Raw genomic sequence first — 16,337 nt, forward strand, 5'->3', positions numbered from 1 at the left:
CGGGTCGGAACACGATCAGCGGAAGGGCCAGGGCAGGTCCACGGCATCCTGCAGCACGCCCGAAGGGAAGTTGAGGGCCAAGGCCCAGGCCAGCAGCAGGATCGCTCCGCCGACACCGGCGGTCATCAACCCGGTCATGATCGGGCCAGCCTTGGCACGGACCGTCAGGAAGATCGGGAAGAAGACCAGCATGGCCGCGTAGAAGCCGATCAGCGCCGTCAGGGCGACGAGGCCGGTGATCCATACCAGCCCGCCCCACAGATTGCCAACCCCCTCCTGACCGACATGCTCGCCGGTCAGTTCGGCATCGAAATGCGAATGATGCCCCGTCTTGCCGCGCGCCAGTTGCGGGATCAGGATCACCAGCATCGTCAGGCCGACCAGCGACACCGACAGCGGGAAGACCTGCGCCAGGAACCCGTGCTTCAGCGAGTCCGTCAGGGCCACCACCAGCAGCACCGCCATCGCCGCGGCAAAGCCGATCTGCGGCAGATGCGCCTTGAAGGACGGCACGTCCGGCGCATCGTCCGCGTTCGGCACCACGTGGCCATGCTCGTCCACCCGGTTGCGCAGGCCGAACCAGATCGAGGCCAGCGTCATCAGGGCGATGACGATGACGCCGTGCCGGAAGACGAAGTCCCAGCCGTAGAACTGCAGCGCCTGGTAGAGATAGGTCTCGGCCTGCGGCGCCAGCACATAACCGATCAGCAGGGCCGGACGCGGCCAGCCGAAACGCTTCATCAGCACGCCAAGCACGCCAAGCGCCAGCAGCGCCACCAGATCGGCCAGCGAGCGCGTCGCCTGGAACGCGGCGAAGCAGATCAGCACGATCATGAAAGGCGCCAGCCGCTGGAACGGCACCTGGGTCAGCTTGGAAATCGGGATCGCCAGCGCCAGGCAGATGCCGGCGCCCATGACATTGGCGAGGGCCAGCGACCAGATCACCGAATAGGTGATGTCGAGGTCGGTGCCCACCATCGACGGGCCGGGCTGGATGCCCAGCAGCACCATGCCGCCGAGAAACACCGCCATCGACCCGGAGCCGGGGATGCCGAACAGCATGGTCGGCAGCAGCGCGCCGCCCTGCATCGCATTGTTGGAGCTTTCCGGGGCGATGACGCCGCGGATGTCGCCTTGACCGAAATGCGGATCCTTCTTGACCGTCTGCACCGCATGGCCATAGGCAATCCAGTCCACCACGGACCCGCCAAGGCCGGGAATCGCCCCGATGATGCAGCCGAAGCCGGAACAGCGCATCGACAGCCAGACATTCGCCCACCAGTCGCGCAGGCCCTGGAACCACCCCGAGCCCAGCGCATTGCCCGAGGCGATGGCCGAATTCCGGCGCAGCAGGTCGGCGATCTCCGGGACGGCGAAGAAGCCGAGGCCGACGATCACCAGCGGGATGCCGTCATAGAGATAGTCGAAGCCGAAGATCATCCGGAAATCGCCGGTGGCGGGCGCCCCGCCGATCGACCCGATGATCAGGCCGACGCAGCAGGCGGCCAGCCCCTTGGCAAGGCTCCGCCCGGCCAGCACCGCCACCATGGACAGGCCGAACAGCGCCAGCATGAACAGTTCCGCCGAACCGAAGGACAGGATCAGCGGCCGGGCGATGACGACGAAGCCGGTCAGGATGATGGCGCCGAAGATGCCGCCCGCCATCGACGAGATGAAGGCCGCCGACAGCGCCCGCGCCGCCTGCCCCTTGCGGGCAAGCGGAAAGCCGTCCAGCACCGTCGCCTGACTGGCCGAGGATCCCGGAATGCCCATCAGCACGGAGGCGAACGTGTCGGAGGTCGGGATCACAGCGACGAGGCCGATCAGCATCGCCAGCGCGGAAATCTCGTTCATTCCGTAGAGAAAGGGAATGAGCAGCGACAGGCCGGCGATGCCGCCGAGGCCGGGAATGACACCGACCAGCAGCCCGACCGAGACGCCAATCAGCATGTAGAAGAGATGCTGGAACGACAGCAGCGTTCCAAGCGCGGACAAGAGGGTGTCGATCACGGTGAGCGCTTCCGTGTTTGCCGGGCAGTCGCAACAAGGCCACCCTTCGGCGAAGGGAGGAGGCGGGCCCCTGTCAGGGCCCGCCCCGTCTGGTCGGAAGGAGTGGGATCACTCGCCGAGCTTGACGCCGTATTCGGAGCTCAGCATGTCGGCCACCTGGGCGCGCACTTCCGGCGCGATGGTGGTGCCCTTTTCGAACAGCGCCTGGGCCAGCGCGCCGGTGACCTGCCCATAGGTGCCGAGCACCGCTTCGGCATTGGCCTGATAGTCCGGATCGGCCTTCATGTCCTCGAAGGCCTTCTGATAGGCCGCGACGATCTCGTCCGACGTGCCCTTCGGCAGGAACACCATCTTCTGCGCCGGGAAGCCGGCGGTGAAGAAGGCGAAATAGGCCGCATATTCGGGGCTCGACGGCGCGACGCCGGTCAGCATCTCATAGGCTTCGACGAAGGACGGTAGGTCGGGGAAGGTCGGATCGCGGACCACGTTGCCGGCCTCGTCCAGCACGCCCCAGCTAAACAGCGGCACCGCCTCGCCGGCATCGACCAGCGGCTGCACGTTCTTGAGATAGGCCGACGAGGTCTGATAGTCGATGTTGACCTCGCCCCGCTCGAAGGCCAGACGGCCGTCGCCGCGCCCCTTGAAGCCGAAGACGTGCTGCACCTTGAAGTCCATCAGGCGGAAGCCGAGCAGCGGCACAAGGTCGAGCGAAGTCGCACCCTGGCTGGCATAGACCAGCTCCTTGTCCTTGAGCATGGCGATGTCTTCCGGCCCCTTCAGGCCGAGCTTCGGCGTCGTGTAGACGACACCGCCGGTGGGGCCGGCCATCGCGATCCGCCAGTCCTTGTACTCGTAGCGCACACGCGGATCGCCCAGGAGATAGGGGAACTGCGTCGAACCGGAGGTGCCGAGGATCATCAGCCCGTCGGGCTTCGCCCGCGCCGCGAACAGGTTGGTGCCCTTGGTCGAGCCGCCGCCGGACTCGTTGACGACGACCACGGTCGGGTTGCCCGGCAGATACTTGGACAGCAGCGGGGCGTTGAACCGCGCCCAGGTGTCCGAGCCGCCGCCGGCCGAGAACGGGATGATCCATTCGATGGTCTTGCCGGCAAAGCTGACTTCGGCCGTGGCCGGTCCGGCCAGAGCGAAAGTCATTGCGCCGGCGGCAAGCCCGAGCGCCACGCGCCGCGTGATAGTGAGTTTCATTGTCATGTCGTCCTCCCGTAGAGACAGTAGCACACCCCCCTGCCCCTTCGGGCAGTATTGTGCGAAACCGCGCTTGATTTCTCCTCCCAAGCGCGGCCTGATCGCGGAAACTAGGCGCGGTTCCTGTCCGCAACCTGTCGTGCTTGCAAAAAGGCGTTTCATGCGCGTGATCTTGATCGAGGATAATCTCGACCTCGCCAAGGGAATAACAAATGCCTTGAAGGATCAAGGGCATGCCGTCGACCATATCGACGACGGGCTGGATGCCGACGCCTTCCTGTCGACGCTGGCCAGACAGACCACCGACGTGGCGATCATCGACCTCAACCTGCCGCGCCTGTCGGGAATCGACATCATCCGCCGGCTGCGCGCCCGCGGCGACACGACGCCGGTGCTGATCCTGACCGCGCGCGGCAAGACCTCCGAACGGGTGCAGGGGCTCGACGCGGGCGCCGACGACTATCTGGTCAAGCCCTTCGACATGGAGGAACTGATCGCGCGCCTGCGCGCCCTGTCCCGCCGCCGCCCCCAGGTCGCCCCGGCGCAGGAGATGATCGGCCAACTGGTCTATGACCGCCAGAAGCGCATCGTGTCGCTGGTCGGCCAGAGCCTCGATCTGCCCCGGCGCGAGCTGGCGCTGTTCGAGCTGCTGCTCGACAAGCGCGGCCGGCTGATCGAGAAGGACCGGATCGCCGATGCGCTCTACGGCACCGGCGCCCCGGTCGATCCGAACGCGGTCGAGCTTCTGGTCTCGCGGCTGCGCCGGAAGATCGACGGCTCGGGCGTCGTGATCCGGACCGCGCGCGGCCTCGGCTATATGCTGGACGAGGGCTGATGTTTCAGCGTCTTTCGCTGCGGGGGCGGCTGTTCCTGCTTCTCATCCTGCCGCTGGTCTTCGTCGCCGCCGCCGCGTCCCTCGCCCGCTACCAGTTGGCGACGCGCCTGTCGCAGGAGCTCTACGACAACACCCTGCTGGCGGTGGCGCTGACGATCTCGCGCGACGTGGTGATCTCCGAAGGCGACGTGCTGACCGAACGGCTGCTGGACGAGTTGACCACCGCCCTCGGCGATCCGGTCTACTACCGCGTCAGCGGGCCCGGCGGCAGCTTCGTCACCGGCTATTCCGACCCGCCCGACAAGCCGGCCGGCGCACTCGTCGACGGCGGGGCGCCGCTGTTCTTCGACAGCGAGTCGCTCGGCCAGCCGGTGCGGGCCGTGATGCTGCGCGAGTTCATCAGCGAGCCGCAGTTCGGCGGCTGGGTGACCGTGGAGGTCTGGCAGACGGTGCGCCAGCGCGAGGCCCTGTCGCGGTCGCTGGTCTCGCAATCGGCCATGGTCGTCGGCTCCATCATCCTGACGGCCGCGGTGATCCTGTGGTTCGGCATCCAGATCGGGCTGAAGCCGCTCCTCGATCTGCGTCACGCGATCGGCGAGAGAACGCCGGACGACCTGCGCCCGATCCGCCGCTGGGTTCCGCCGGAACTGCGCCCGCTCGTCGAGACCGCGAACTCGCTGTTCGACCGCCTGTCGCAGGCCTTCGCCCTGCGCGACGGCTTCATTTCGGATGCCGCGCACCAGATGCGCAATCCCGTGGCGGCGATCCAGGTCCAGGCCGAGGCGGCGATCAGCGCCCCGACCGAGGCGGAACTGCGCGCCCGCGTCAAGGATCTGGCCGCCACCGCGCGGGCCACCAGCCGGCTGACCTCGCAGTTGCTGTCGCTCGAACGGGTGCGCGGCCGCAGTCTCAAGACGCTCATCCAAAAGGTCGATCTCGTCGACCTGATCCGCAACAAGGTCCTGCCCTTCGCCGAGACGCAGTTGCGGCGCGACGTGGACGTCTCTTTCGTCGTCACCGGCGAGGCCCGCCCGGTCGACTGCGACCCCGTGCTTGTCGAGGAGATGACGGTCAACCTGCTGGACAATGCCGACAAATACGCGCTGCGCCCGCAAGGACGGCTGCAGGTCTCGATCGACTTCGAGCCGCACTCGGTGCGGATCCGCTTTGCCGATGACGGCCCCGGCATTCCGCCGGAGCTGCGGCAGCGGGTGTTCGACCGCTTCTTCCGCATCGACGAGGACCATTCGCGCGGCTGCGGCCTCGGCCTTGCGATCGTCAACGACGTGGCCCGCGCCCATGACGGAACGGCCCGCTGCTTCTCCGACGAGACGGGCATGGTCTTCGAGGTGGCGTTCGAACGCTGAGCGCGACGATCATCCGGCCGCCCGTTCGGCAGCGCAGGCCTGTCCCACGGCGGCCAGCCAGTCCTCGATCGCGCGCAGGGCCTCGGGCTCGTCCAGGAACGGGATATGCCCGCGATCCGGGATTTCGGCGAAGATCATGTCGGGGCGGCGGCGGCGCATCTCCTGCGCGGTGGCGCGCGCCAGCACATCCGAGGCCTCGCCGCGGATCAGCGCCAGCGGCAGCCCCTGGCAGGCGTCGAACAGCGTCCACAGTTCGGGCAGCGGCGCGGCCATCGCGGTCTCGAAGGCGAGGCGCAGGGCGGGGTCGTAGGGCAGGCCGAGCCGACCGTCGAGCTGGACATAGTGGCGGATGGCTTCCTCGGCCCAGCGCATCGGCGGCACCCTGTGAAAGCCCGGCATCGCCGCCGGCATGCGGTCGGCGACCTCGTCCAGATCGGCCACCGCCGGCTCGATGCCGATATAGGTGCCGATCCGCTGCAACCCGTCGCGTTCGACCACCGGCCCGACATCGTTGAGGCAGAGCCCGAGCACGCGCGAGGGCTGGGTCGCGGCGATCACCAGCCCCAGAAGCCCGCCCCGCGACGAGCCGAGGATCGCCGCCCGGTCGATGCCGAGATGGTCCAGCAGGGCGACGGCATCGCCCGCCTCCTGCGCCACGGTATAGGTGGCGGGATCGGCCCAGCCCGAACCGCCGCGGCCGCGGCTGTCGAGCCGGATCAGGCGCACGTCCTCGGGCAGATGTCGCGCGAGATAGTCGAAGTCGCGGCCGTCGCGCGTCAGGCCGGCCAGGGCCAGCAGGGGCAGGCCCCGACCCGTGTCGCGATACGCCAGAAAGGTGCCGTCCCCGGCCTTGAACCTGTGCATTCCCCTCCCCTGGGCGGTCCCCTCCCCCCGTGCAGCCCGTCCCCGGTCCGCATCGGCTCCGGTCCGCATCGGCGGTTGTTGCAGCCGGCAAGTCCCTGCCGGTCTGGTGTCGCGCCTCGTGGGCGGCGACGCAGGCGCCGCGCGAGGGATCGCTCGGGGCCGGGACGTCCTCAGGCGAGGATCACTTCGGGAACGTCGTCGGGGATCACCAATGCGGCCTCGGTCGCGGCGCGAATGTCGTCGACAGTGACGCCGGGCGCGCGTTCGCGCAAGACCAGACCGGCCGCCGTCGGTTCGATGACCGCAAGGTCCGTCACCACCAGGTCGACCCGGCGCTGCGCGGTCAGCGGCAGGGTGCAGCGCGGCACGATCTTCGACTGGCCCTTGGCGCTGTGCTGCATGGCGACGATCACGCGGGCCGCCCCGGTGACCAGATCCATCGCCCCGCCCATGCCCGGCACCATCTTGCCCGGCACCTTCCAGTTCGCCAGATGACCGGCTTCGTCGACCTGCAGTCCCCCCAGCACCGTCATGTCCAGGTGCCCGCCCCGGATCAGGCCGAAGCTCATGGCGCTGTCGATGCTCGCCGCTCCCGGCACGGCGGTCACGAAGCCGCCGCCCGCATCGGTCAGGTGGCGATCCTCCATCCCCTCCGGCGGACGGGCGCCGAGACCGATCACGCCGTTTTCGGCCTGGAAGAATACCCCAAGATCGGCGGGCACGAAATTCGCCACCATCGACGGCAAGCCGATGCCGAGGTTTACCAGCGACCCCGGCCTGATTTCCCGCGCCACCCGGCGGGCGATGAATTCCTTGGCGTCCATGTTCCCCTCCTCAGGCCGCGCGGATCAGCAGGTGATCGACCAGGACGCCCGGCGTCTTGACCGCGTCGGGCGGGATCACCCCCACCGGCACGATGCTTTCCGCCTCGGCGATGACCGTGCGCCCCGACAGCGCCATGACCGGGTTGAAATTCTGCGCCGTGAGCAGATAGCTGAGGTTGCCGACATAATCCGCCTGCCAGGCGCCGATCAGCGCGAAGTCGGCCTTCAGCGGCGTTTCCACCAGATAGCGGTTGCCCTCGACGGTGACGATCTGCTTGCCGGTCTCCACTTCGGTGGCAAGGCCGGTCGGCGTCAGCACCCCGCCGAGCCCCATGCCGCCGGCGCGGATGCGCTCGACCAGCGTGCCCTGCGGCACCAGTTCGCAGGTGATCTCGCCGGCGATCATCTTGGCTTGCGTCTCGGGATTGAGGCCGATGTGGCTGGCGATCACATGCCGGACGAGGCCGGCCGAGATCAGCTTGCCGACGCCCTTCCCGGGCATCGCCGTGTCGTTGGCGATCACCGTCAACCCGCCGACGCCCCGTGCCACCAGGGCATCGATCATCCGCTCGGGCGAACCGACGGCCATGAAGCCGCCGATCAGCAGGCTGGCGCCCTCGGGGATCATCTCCGCCGCGGCCTCGGGTCTCAACGCACCTTTCATACGGCCTCCATCGCGCCCAGGGCCGCGCGGGCGGCACGGGCGATCACCAGTTCCTCGTTTGTCGGAATGACCATCACGGTCGTGCGGGCGAGATCGGAAGAGATCACCCGCGCATGCTTCGCGTTCCTCGCATGATCGATCTCGATCCCCATCCAGCCCAGCCGTTCGCAGATCCTGGCGCGGATCAGGCACGAGTTCTCGCCGATGCCGCCGCAGAACACCAGCGCATCGATGCCGCCGAGGGCAGCGGCCATCGCCCCCACCTCGCGCTGGCAGCGAAAGGTGAAATAGTCGATGGCCTCGGCCGCCTCGGGCGTGCCGGCGGCCTCGAGCGTGCGCATGTCGTTCGACAGGCCGGACAGGCCGAGAAGGCCCGACTGCCTGTAGAGAAGGTCGGAGATCTCGCCGGCCGTCATGCCCTTCTGGTCCATGAGATAGAGCAGCACGCCGGGGTCGAGCTGCCCGCAGCGCGTGCCCATCGGCAGGCCGTCGAGCGCCGAGAACCCCATGGTCGAGGAGACCGAACGGCCGTCGGTGATCGCGCACATGCTGGCGCCGTTGCCCAGATGCGCCACCACCACCCGGCCCTGGGCAAGGCGCGGCGCGGTGCGGGCCAGTTCCCCGGCGACATAGTCGTAGGACAGACCGTGAAACCCGTAGCGCCGCACGCCCTCGGCATAGAGCGCGCGCGGCAGCGCGAACGTGTCGTTGACGAAAGGGTGGCTGCGATGAAAGGCGGTGTCGAAACAGGCCACCTGCGGCACCCCCGGAAACGCCGCCCTCGCCGCGCGGATGCCGGCAAGATTGTGCGGCTGGTGCAGCGGGGCGAAGGGAGACAGCCGCTCCAACTCGCCGAGCAAGGCCTCGGTGATCGGTTCGGGAGCCTGCCGGTCCGCGCCGCCATGCACGACGCGATGGCCGATGGCGAGCAGCTCAAGATCGGGCCAGCGCGCCCGGAACGCGTCGATGACGGCGGCCATCGCGCCGGCATGGGTGGTCAGATCCCCGGCGGCGGCCGGGATTTCGGCCCCGTCCGCGTCCGTGAGGCGCAGCAGGGCCTGCGGCCCGATGCGGTCGGCCAGGCCCGTCGCCACCGGCGCATCGCCGGTTTGCGGGAACAGCGCGACCTTCAGCGACGACGACCCGGCGTTCAGCGTCAGCACCGCGCGGGTCATCTGGCGCCCGCGAAATGGCGGATCGCCGCCACGGCACAGGAGGCAAGGCGCGACATCGGGCTGTCGGAGCGGCTGTTCAGGATCACCGGCACCTTGGCGCCCAGCACCAGCCCCGCCCCCTCGGCATGGCTGATGAAGGCCAGTTGCTTGGCCAGCATGTTCCCCGCATCGAGCCCCGGAACGACAAGGATATTGGCCCGCCCCGCGACCGAGCCCTTCAGCCCCTTGGTCCGCGCGGCCCCCATGTCCACCGCATTGTCCATGGCCAGCGGCCCCTCGACCTGACCGCCCTTGATCTGGCCGCGGTCGGCCATTTTCGACAGCAGCGCCGCATCGATGGACGACTGGATGGCCGGGTTGACGGTTTCGACCGCCGACAGCACGCCGACGCGCGGCTCCATCCCCAGGGACAGCGCCAGGTCGATGGCGTTCTGGCAGATGTCCATCTTGGTGGCGAGATCCGGCGCGATGTTGATCGCCGCATCGGTGACGAACAGCGGTTCGGGATGGCCCGGCACGTCCATCACGAAGACATGGGTGAACCGGCGCCCGACCCGCAGGCCATGGGCCTTGTCGAGCATCGGCTTCAGAAGATCGTCGGTATGCAGACGCCCCTTCATGACGGCCGCCGCGCGGTGGTCATGGACCAGCCTGCAGGCCAGTTCGGCCGCGGCCGCATCGCCGGCCACGTCGATCACCTCGATCCCGCCGAGATCGGCCCCGATTTCGTCGGCGGCGCGCCGGATCGCCTCGGCCTCGCCGATCAGAATGGGCGAAATGACGCCCTCGCGGGCGGCGAGCAACGCCCCGCCCAGCGATTTCGCCTCGTTCGGGCAAACCACGGCGGTCGGCAGCGCGGGCAAGGGCCGCGCGCGCTCGAGCAGCGCCTCGAAATGGCGATGGCGCTGGACCACCAGCCCCGGCACCTCGACATCCTCGCGGTCGAACTTCTCGACCGGGGCGATGACCTCGGCCTCGCCGGTCAGGATCTGGCGGCCGTCGGCATGGGTGACCTCGGTCCTCAGCCGCACCATGCCCTCGGCCTTGGACACCACCTCGGCACGCACGATGACTTCCTCTCCGGCATGGGCGCGGGTGTGGAAGTCGAGGGTCTGGCGGCGATAGAGCGTCCCCGGCCCCGGCAGTTGCGTGCCGAGCACGGCCGAGATCAGCGACGCCATGAACATGCCCGGCGCGATGCGCTCGGCCGTGCCGTTGCCGTCCACATCGGTGTCCGTCAGATGCATCGGGTTGGAATTGCCCGAAGCGGCGGCGAAGACGAAAAGATCGTCGGCCGTGATCAGACGACGCAGCTCGGCGCGGTCGCCGGGCTGCATTTCGTCGAAGGTGCGATTTGTCATGCGCATCTCAGCCCTCGCCACCGGGAGTGGAGACGGGCTTGCCGCGTCGGGGTTTCGCCGTGCCGCCGGCCGCCGGCGGCACCGTCTCGAGCATCGCTGCCGGCTCCAGTGCCGGAGGGACCTCGGCGGGCGCCGACAGCGGATCCCGCGAGACGTTGCCGATCAGCGGATCCAGCCCCAGTATCTCGCGGAACCGCTGCAGCAGGACCACCGTGGTGGGCAACATTTCCTCGGTGTCGCCGGCAATGTACTGCACCGCCTGCATGGCCAGTTCGCGTTCGTTCCTGTCGCCCAGCAACAGCGGCAGGGTCTCGATCGCGCGCTCGGGCTCGAACGTGGCGATCAGCGTCTGCTGATGGATGATCATCGCGCGGCGTTCCGCGCCCAGACTGCGGAAAGGTTCATCCCTGGTCAGCACATGCGCCGAGCGCTCCAGCCGGTCGCGCCGGACCTGGCGGCGGTTCTCGGCCATGAGCACCAGCATGCGGATCACCGCTTCGCAGAAGCCGCCCAGTTCGACGGTCATCAGCGCAGTGGCAACCTCGGGCAAGCCGCGCAGCTCGTTCTGGTTCTTCAGGGTCCGGCGCGCCTCGTGGGTGCGGCCGAAGGCACGGCCCCAGGGGCTGCCCCAGATCGAATGGAAATACAATTCGTACCCCATGTCGCGGCTGTCGCGCAGGAAGTCGATCATGGTCTCCGTGCCCTGCACCCAGAAGGCTTCGGCGGCGAGGAAGGGGTTGCCGGCGGCGGCCTTGCGGCGCTCCGCCTTGACCTTCGCGGCAAGGCCTTCGACCGGTTGCATCGCCGGGTTGCTGCTGGAGGCGAGCGCGCGGGTCAGGCGCATCGGATGCAGCGCGCGGCTCATCTCGGCCCCGCTCTCGGTGACCAGCGAGCGCACCACGGGCCGGACGATCGCGTCGTAGAGCTGCGCCTGCACCTCGGCGGCACGGGCAACGGCGGCAAAGGGGCGCTGGTCGTCCAGCCCGTCGCCCAGCGCGCGGATGTCGTCGAGCGTGCGTTCCGCGAAGCCGACGGTGAAGTGGGTGTGCCCGTCCTTCTCGGTCACGTCCTCGATGGTCATCTCGTAGAGGCCGGGGGCCAGGGCCTCGATCGTCTTGAGCGTGGAGGCAACCTCCGTGTGCTCCTTCTTGGCGATCTGCGACGAGACGAAGATGCCGAGATGCCCGACCTGTTCGTGCACCATGTAGACGATGCGCTGGCCGCGGATGCGGATCTCGTTCACATCGGCATAGGTTTCGGCGACCCAGTTCAGCGCCTGTTGCGGCGGGGTGATGTTGTCGCCGTGGCTGGCGAAGACGATGATCGGCGCGCGGATCGCCTTCAGGTCGACCGGGCGTCCCGGCTCGATGCGGGCCTCGTTCTTGACCAGCCGGTTGCCGACGAACAGTTGCTCGACGATCCACTTGATCTCGGCTTCCGTCATCAGGAAGAAGCCGCCCCACCATTTCTCGAACTCGAGGAACGCCTCGTCGCCCTTGTCGATGTCGCGGAAGAGGTCGGTATACTTGCGGAACAGCGTGCGCGCCGGATTGAGAAGCTCGAAATTCTGCACCAGATGCGCGCCGTCGAAGATGCCGCCGCCGAGATCGGACAGGAACATCGGGATCCAGGTGCCGCCCAGCACGCCGGCATTGTAGCGCATCGGGCTCTCGCCCACCTTGCCGGCCCAGGGCGCGACGGGGGCGCCGTTGATGACGATGGGGCCGGTCAGGTCCGGATTGGTGGCGGCCAGCAGCAGCGTCGCCCAGCCGCCCTGGCAATTGCCCGTCACCACGGGCATCGACGCCCTGGGATGGCGGCGCATCACCTCGCGCACGAAGGCGGCCTCCGAGCGGGTGACGTAGGACAGGAACTGCCCGGGCTCCGGCATCCGCCGGAAGGCGACGAAATAGACCGGATGCCCCTTCCGCAGGGCGACCCCGACCTGGCTGTCGGCCTTGAAGCCGCCGATCCCCGGACCGTGGCCGGCCCGCGGGTCGATGATGATATAGGGGCGCCGGGCGTCGTCGATCGTGACGCCGTCGGGCGGCAGGATCTTCAGCAGCATGTAGTTCGACGGATAGGGCAGGTCCCGGCCATCCATGATCACGTCGTAATCGTAGATCAGCACGGGCGGGCAGCCGGCCTCTTCATGCGCCAGAAAGATATCGCCGCGCTTGCGCAGCGTGTCCATGGTCAGGATCGTCCGTTCCCAGGCATCGCGCAGGTATTCTGCATAATCCGTGTGCAGCTTGCCCTCGGCCTGCGCGGCCCGCAGCTTGTCCATCAGCGAGCGGGCGGTCTCGACCGCCGCTTCGGCCCGGCGCGAATGGCCGTCGGCGATCCGCTCCGACTGGCGCGAGGCGGCCGTGGTCAGGACGGTCAAGATGGCCGAACCGGCATCGATCTCGCCGTCGGTGGCGGTCATGGTCTTCTGCATCGCGGAGAAGAGATCGCCCTTGGAGCGCAGAACCTGCGACTGGCGGAAGGGATCGAACAGATCGAAGACATTCGCCATGGGGGTCTCCTCAGGCCGTGATCGAGAAGCCGCCGTCGATGTCGTGGACACCGCCGGTCAGGTTGCGGGCCTCGGGCGAGGCAAGGAAGGCCGCAACGGCCCCCACATCCTCGATCGTCGCCAGGTGATGGATCGGCGCGCGCTCGGAGGCGGCCGCCAGAAGTTCGTCGAAATGGTCGATCCCGCTCGCCGCCCGGGTCTTCAGCGGCCCCGGCGACAGGGCATGCACCCGGATGCCCTTTTCGCCCAGCTCGGCGGCGGCATAGCGGACGGCGCTTTCCAGCGCGGCCTTCACCGGGCCCATCATGTTGTAGTGCCGCACCACGCGGGAGGAGCCGAAGAAGCTGACCGACAGGCAGCAGCCGCCCTCGGGCATCAGCGGCTCGGCCGAACGGATCATGCGCAGGAAGGAATGGACCGACACATCCATCGCCATGGCGAAGCCTTCGGCCGAACAATCCACCACCCGGCCGTGAAGATCCGCCTTGGGCGCGAAGGCGATGGAGTGGACCAGCGTGTCGAGCCGTCCCCAGCGATCCGCGATTGTCCCGAACACCGCTTCGAGCTGGCCGGGCCGGGCCACGTCGAGCGGCAGCATGATCTCGGCCCCGAGGTCCTCCGCGAGAGGGCGGACGAAGCGCTCGGCCTTGTCGTTCAGCCAGGTGACGGCGAGGTCCGCGCCCTGGGCCCTCAGCGCCTGCGCGCAGCCATAGGCTATCGACTGATCGTTGGCGATCCCGACAACCAGCGCCTTGCGGCCACTCAGAGAGAACATTCCCGCCTCCATCTTGCTGACGGTTACAAGTTGCGATGGACAGGAGTCAGATTCATGTCGGATTGGCGACAGATCTACGAAGGCCTGCACTCGCCAGCTCCCGCAAGCAAGGTTCATGCAACCGTCCTTCACACCACCGTCGCACTGCCGTGAGAGGGGAATCCGAAAGGAGTGTTCCGTGCTGCCTGAAGACCTGTCCGCCCTGTCCCGTGAACTGGATGCGCTTGCCGAGGCGATTGCCGAAGACGCGGCGGCGATCGCCGCGCCCTGGCAATCCTGGCTGGAGGGGTCGGACTTTGCCGACAGCGCGAGCAACCTGTCGCACTACCTGGCCCTGCGTCACCGCGACTTGCGCGACCTGCAACAGCGCCTGATGGCCGCCGGCCTGTCGTCGCTGGGCCGGTCGGAAAGCCGCGTGATGCCCACGATGACCGCCATTCGCCGCGTTCTCGCGCTGGCCTGCGCCAGCGAACCGGCGGCCCTGCCGAACGGAGCCGGCGATTTCTTCGCCGGACAGGCGAGGATTGCCGCCCGCGCCAATGCGACCCTCGGCCCCTGCGGCCCCGAAAGCCCGGTGCGCCTGATGGTCACGCTTCCCTCCAGCGCGGCCAAGGCTCCGGAGTTTGCCGCGCACCTGGCGGACCTGGGCGTCGAAGCCGTGCGCATCAACTGCGCCCATGACGACGAGGCCGCTTGGGCCGCCATGATCGCGCATGTCCGCGCCGCCGAGGCCGGAACCGGCAGGCGCATGCGTGTCGTGATGGACCTGCCCGGTCCCAAGATCAGGACCGGCACGCCGCGCAAGGCCAAGGCCACTCCGCGGTTGCATGTCGGCGACCATCTGGCGATCGCGCGCAAGAACAGGATTTCCGACGTGCCCGCCTCTGTCTCCGCCATCGAATGCGAGCTCGACGCCGCCCTCGACGCGACGCGGGTCGGTCACCGCATCCATATCGACGACGGCAAGCTGTCGACGCGGGTGCTCACGGTCGAGGAGTGGGGCGTGCAGGTAGTCGTGGAGGCCGGACCGGGAGAGAAGGGCTACAAGCTGAAGCCCGAGAAGGGCATCAACGTGCCCGATGCCGAACTGGCCGTGCCGGCCCTGACCGACGACGACCGCGCCCTCCTGCCCTTCGTCGCCCGCCATGCCGACGCCATCGACTTTTCCTTCGTCCAGACGCCGCAGGACGTGGCCGACCTGCAGTCGGCCCTTGCGGATCTGCGTCCCGACGACTGGCACAAGCTCGGCCTGATCTTGAAGATCGAAACCCGGCTGGCCCTCAGGAACCTGCCCTCGCTCATGGTCGCCGCCGCCGCGCGGCAACCGGCGGCGGTGATGATCGCCCGCGGCGATCTCGCCGTGGAAGTCGGCTTCGCGCGGGTGGCGGAGATGCAGGAAGAGATCCTCTGGCTGTGCGAGGCGGCCCATCTGCCCGTCGTCTGGGCGACGCAGGTGATGGAGAGCTTTCTCAGGACCGGCGTTCCCTCGCGCGGGGAAATGACGGATGCCGCGATGGCGGTGCGGGCCGAATGCGTGATGTTGAACAAGGGCCCGTTCCTGCTGGACGGGATCCGCATGCTCGACAGCCTGCACCTGCGGATGGGCGAGCACATGGCGAAGAAGTCGCATTTGCTGCGGCCGCTGCGCTCCTGGTGACACCCGGCGACAGCCGGCCAGCGCCCCCCAGGGCAGGCGGCGACGGCGGGACTTTACGCGCCCACCGCAAGATAAACGTCGCGAAATACTCCGTCCTCAGACGTTTTCACGCAGCATACTGATGTAGCTGACCAGAGGAGGCGCCCGGCGGGTCAGATATACAGCGACATGACAGTCTCATGATCAAGTACAAGCACCATCATAGAAGATGCCGTTTCACGGCAAGCGCCCTGTCGAGGCGTAGCCGGCTCTGGGCATTCGGGAAGAGGGGCAGGACATAGGTTCGGCGCCGGATCTACTCGTTGAGGCGATCGAACCTGTTGGTCGACTTCAGGTGCTTGTGGTGCTGGCGCGGCAGCCGAAGGAAGGTGGGAGCCTGTTCGATGTTTTCCTCCGCCCAGGCGGTATCTCACCGCCCCGCGCCCTCCCCTGCGGGCATGCGCGATACGCTTGTCGTGACACTGCTATCAGGGGCAGTCGGCCCGCGGAGGGTTTGCAAAATCGACGAGCCAGGCAGACTGGAGATCGTTTTCCACCGATTCGGGAAACTGGCGGCGCAATTGCGTCACCGCCTCGATCGGTGTCAGACCCTCTTCGATCAAATGCATCGCGGCCACGAGGCCGCTGCGACCTGCGCCATGGTGGCAGCACATGCCGACGGACCCACCAGAGGCGAAGATCGCGGCAAAGGCCGGTGACAGACGGTGCCATGCGCGCAGGAAGGACGCGCCAGGAACCGAGTAATCCAGGATCGGCAAACGGACACCGCGCAGGCCACGGGCGCGCAGCGCGCCCCGCAGCAGTGACATCGCATCCGTTGGCAGTTCATCGGGCTGGGGTAGAATCAACAGCAGCGCCATGCCCGCCGATACGGCATGGTCGAGGGTAACCTCCATTCGCTCAGGAGAGATCAGGGCCTGACCGCGCAAGTCGGTCTCCAATCCGGGAAAGCCCATCGTGATGACTTGACCGCCACGGGGGTGCGGGCAGATCGCGCGCACGGAACTGTCACGATCGTCGGTTTCCGGTGTCTGTAGCATGGCAGGGCCGAACAAGGGCGCGCGCCCCGAAAGCCGGGGCG

Annotated in this window: 13 protein-coding genes and 1 pseudogene; 3 read left to right on the forward strand and 11 right to left on the reverse strand. The window is 68.0% G+C overall.

The annotated features are described in order from the left end of the window. Positions 1 to 15: 15 nt before the first annotated feature. Together TSB10GB4_RS07620 and TSB10GB4_RS07625 are read right to left on the reverse strand one after the other, a co-directional pair. Positions 16 to 2,010 (reverse strand): tripartite tricarboxylate transporter permease, encoded by a 1,995-nt coding sequence (locus TSB10GB4_RS07620; RefSeq protein ID WP_186395241.1) that lies wholly within the window; start codon positions 2,008 to 2,010, stop codon positions 16 to 18. 108 nt (positions 2,011 to 2,118) lie between these two features. Then, complete coding sequence (locus TSB10GB4_RS07625) at positions 2,119 to 3,216, reverse strand: tripartite tricarboxylate transporter substrate binding protein (RefSeq protein ID WP_244293169.1); 1,098 nt, start codon at positions 3,214 to 3,216, stop codon at positions 2,119 to 2,121. Between the two features lie 160 nt (positions 3,217 to 3,376). On the opposite strand from TSB10GB4_RS07625, the gene TSB10GB4_RS07630 reads away from it, so the two are divergent. Then, a complete protein-coding gene (locus tag TSB10GB4_RS07630) occupies positions 3,377 to 4,051 on the forward strand; it encodes a response regulator transcription factor (protein ID WP_186395242.1) in 675 nt (224 codons plus the stop codon). Then, complete coding sequence (locus tag TSB10GB4_RS07635) at positions 4,051 to 5,418, forward strand: sensor histidine kinase (RefSeq protein WP_186395243.1); 1,368 nt, start codon at positions 4,051 to 4,053, stop codon at positions 5,416 to 5,418. Before TSB10GB4_RS07630 ends, TSB10GB4_RS07635 begins: the two co-directional genes overlap by 1 nt. A 9-nt stretch (positions 5,419 to 5,427) precedes the next feature. On the opposite strand, the gene TSB10GB4_RS07640 is transcribed toward TSB10GB4_RS07635, so the two are convergent. The 7 genes from TSB10GB4_RS07640 to fabI form a co-directional block, all read right to left on the reverse strand. Then, positions 5,428 to 6,282, reverse strand: coding sequence for an alpha/beta fold hydrolase (locus tag TSB10GB4_RS07640; protein ID WP_186395244.1), 855 nt, complete (start codon positions 6,280 to 6,282; stop codon positions 5,428 to 5,430). Positions 6,283 to 6,452: 170 nt separating this feature from the next. Continuing rightward, positions 6,453 to 7,106 (reverse strand): 3-oxoacid CoA-transferase subunit B, encoded by a 654-nt coding sequence (locus tag TSB10GB4_RS07645; RefSeq protein ID WP_186389223.1) that lies wholly within the window; start codon positions 7,104 to 7,106, stop codon positions 6,453 to 6,455. A gap of 10 nt (positions 7,107 to 7,116) precedes the next feature. Next, entirely contained in the window at positions 7,117 to 7,770 is a 654-nt protein-coding gene (locus TSB10GB4_RS07650; protein WP_186389222.1) for a CoA transferase subunit A, read from the reverse strand. Then, positions 7,767 to 8,945, reverse strand: a complete 1,179-nt coding sequence (locus tag TSB10GB4_RS07655) for an acetate/propionate family kinase (RefSeq protein WP_186395245.1) — start codon at positions 8,943 to 8,945, stop codon at positions 7,767 to 7,769. Before TSB10GB4_RS07655 ends, TSB10GB4_RS07650 begins: the two co-directional genes overlap by 4 nt. After that, positions 8,942 to 10,306, reverse strand: a complete 1,365-nt coding sequence (locus TSB10GB4_RS07660) for a bifunctional enoyl-CoA hydratase/phosphate acetyltransferase (RefSeq protein ID WP_244570845.1) — start codon at positions 10,304 to 10,306, stop codon at positions 8,942 to 8,944. Before TSB10GB4_RS07660 ends, TSB10GB4_RS07655 begins: the two co-directional genes overlap by 4 nt. A gap of 7 nt (positions 10,307 to 10,313) precedes the next feature. Next, positions 10,314 to 12,824 carry a DUF3141 domain-containing protein gene (locus TSB10GB4_RS07665; RefSeq protein ID WP_186395247.1) on the reverse strand — a complete coding sequence of 837 codons (2,511 nt, stop codon included), beginning with the start codon at positions 12,822 to 12,824 and terminating at the stop codon, positions 10,314 to 10,316. Between the two features lie 10 nt (positions 12,825 to 12,834). After that, positions 12,835 to 13,599 (reverse strand): enoyl-ACP reductase FabI, encoded by a 765-nt coding sequence (gene fabI, locus TSB10GB4_RS07670; protein WP_186395248.1) that lies wholly within the window; start codon positions 13,597 to 13,599, stop codon positions 12,835 to 12,837. Positions 13,600 to 13,777: 178 nt separating this feature from the next. Here fabI and TSB10GB4_RS07675 point away from each other — a divergent pair, with 178 nt between their 5' ends. Then, on the forward strand, positions 13,778 to 15,256 hold the full coding sequence (locus tag TSB10GB4_RS07675; protein WP_244570846.1) for a pyruvate kinase: 1,479 nt from the start codon (positions 13,778 to 13,780) through the stop codon (positions 15,254 to 15,256). Positions 15,257 to 15,464: 208 nt separating this feature from the next. Here the strand turns inward: TSB10GB4_RS07675 and TSB10GB4_RS07680 are convergent. Both TSB10GB4_RS07680 and TSB10GB4_RS07685 read right to left on the reverse strand, forming a co-directional pair. After that, positions 15,465 to 15,662, reverse strand: a pseudogene (locus TSB10GB4_RS07680) (transposase); the annotation flags it as partial. Positions 15,663 to 15,723: 61 nt separating this feature from the next. Further along, a complete protein-coding gene (locus TSB10GB4_RS07685; RefSeq protein ID WP_186399523.1) occupies positions 15,724 to 16,311 on the reverse strand; it encodes a hypothetical protein in 588 nt (195 codons plus the stop codon). Between the last annotated feature and the right edge of the window lie 26 nt (positions 16,312 to 16,337).

Origin of the sequence: Stappia sp. TSB10GB4 (genome assembly GCF_900185745.1) — a bacterium.
Taxonomy (GTDB): Bacteria; Pseudomonadota; Alphaproteobacteria; order Rhizobiales; family Stappiaceae; genus Stappia.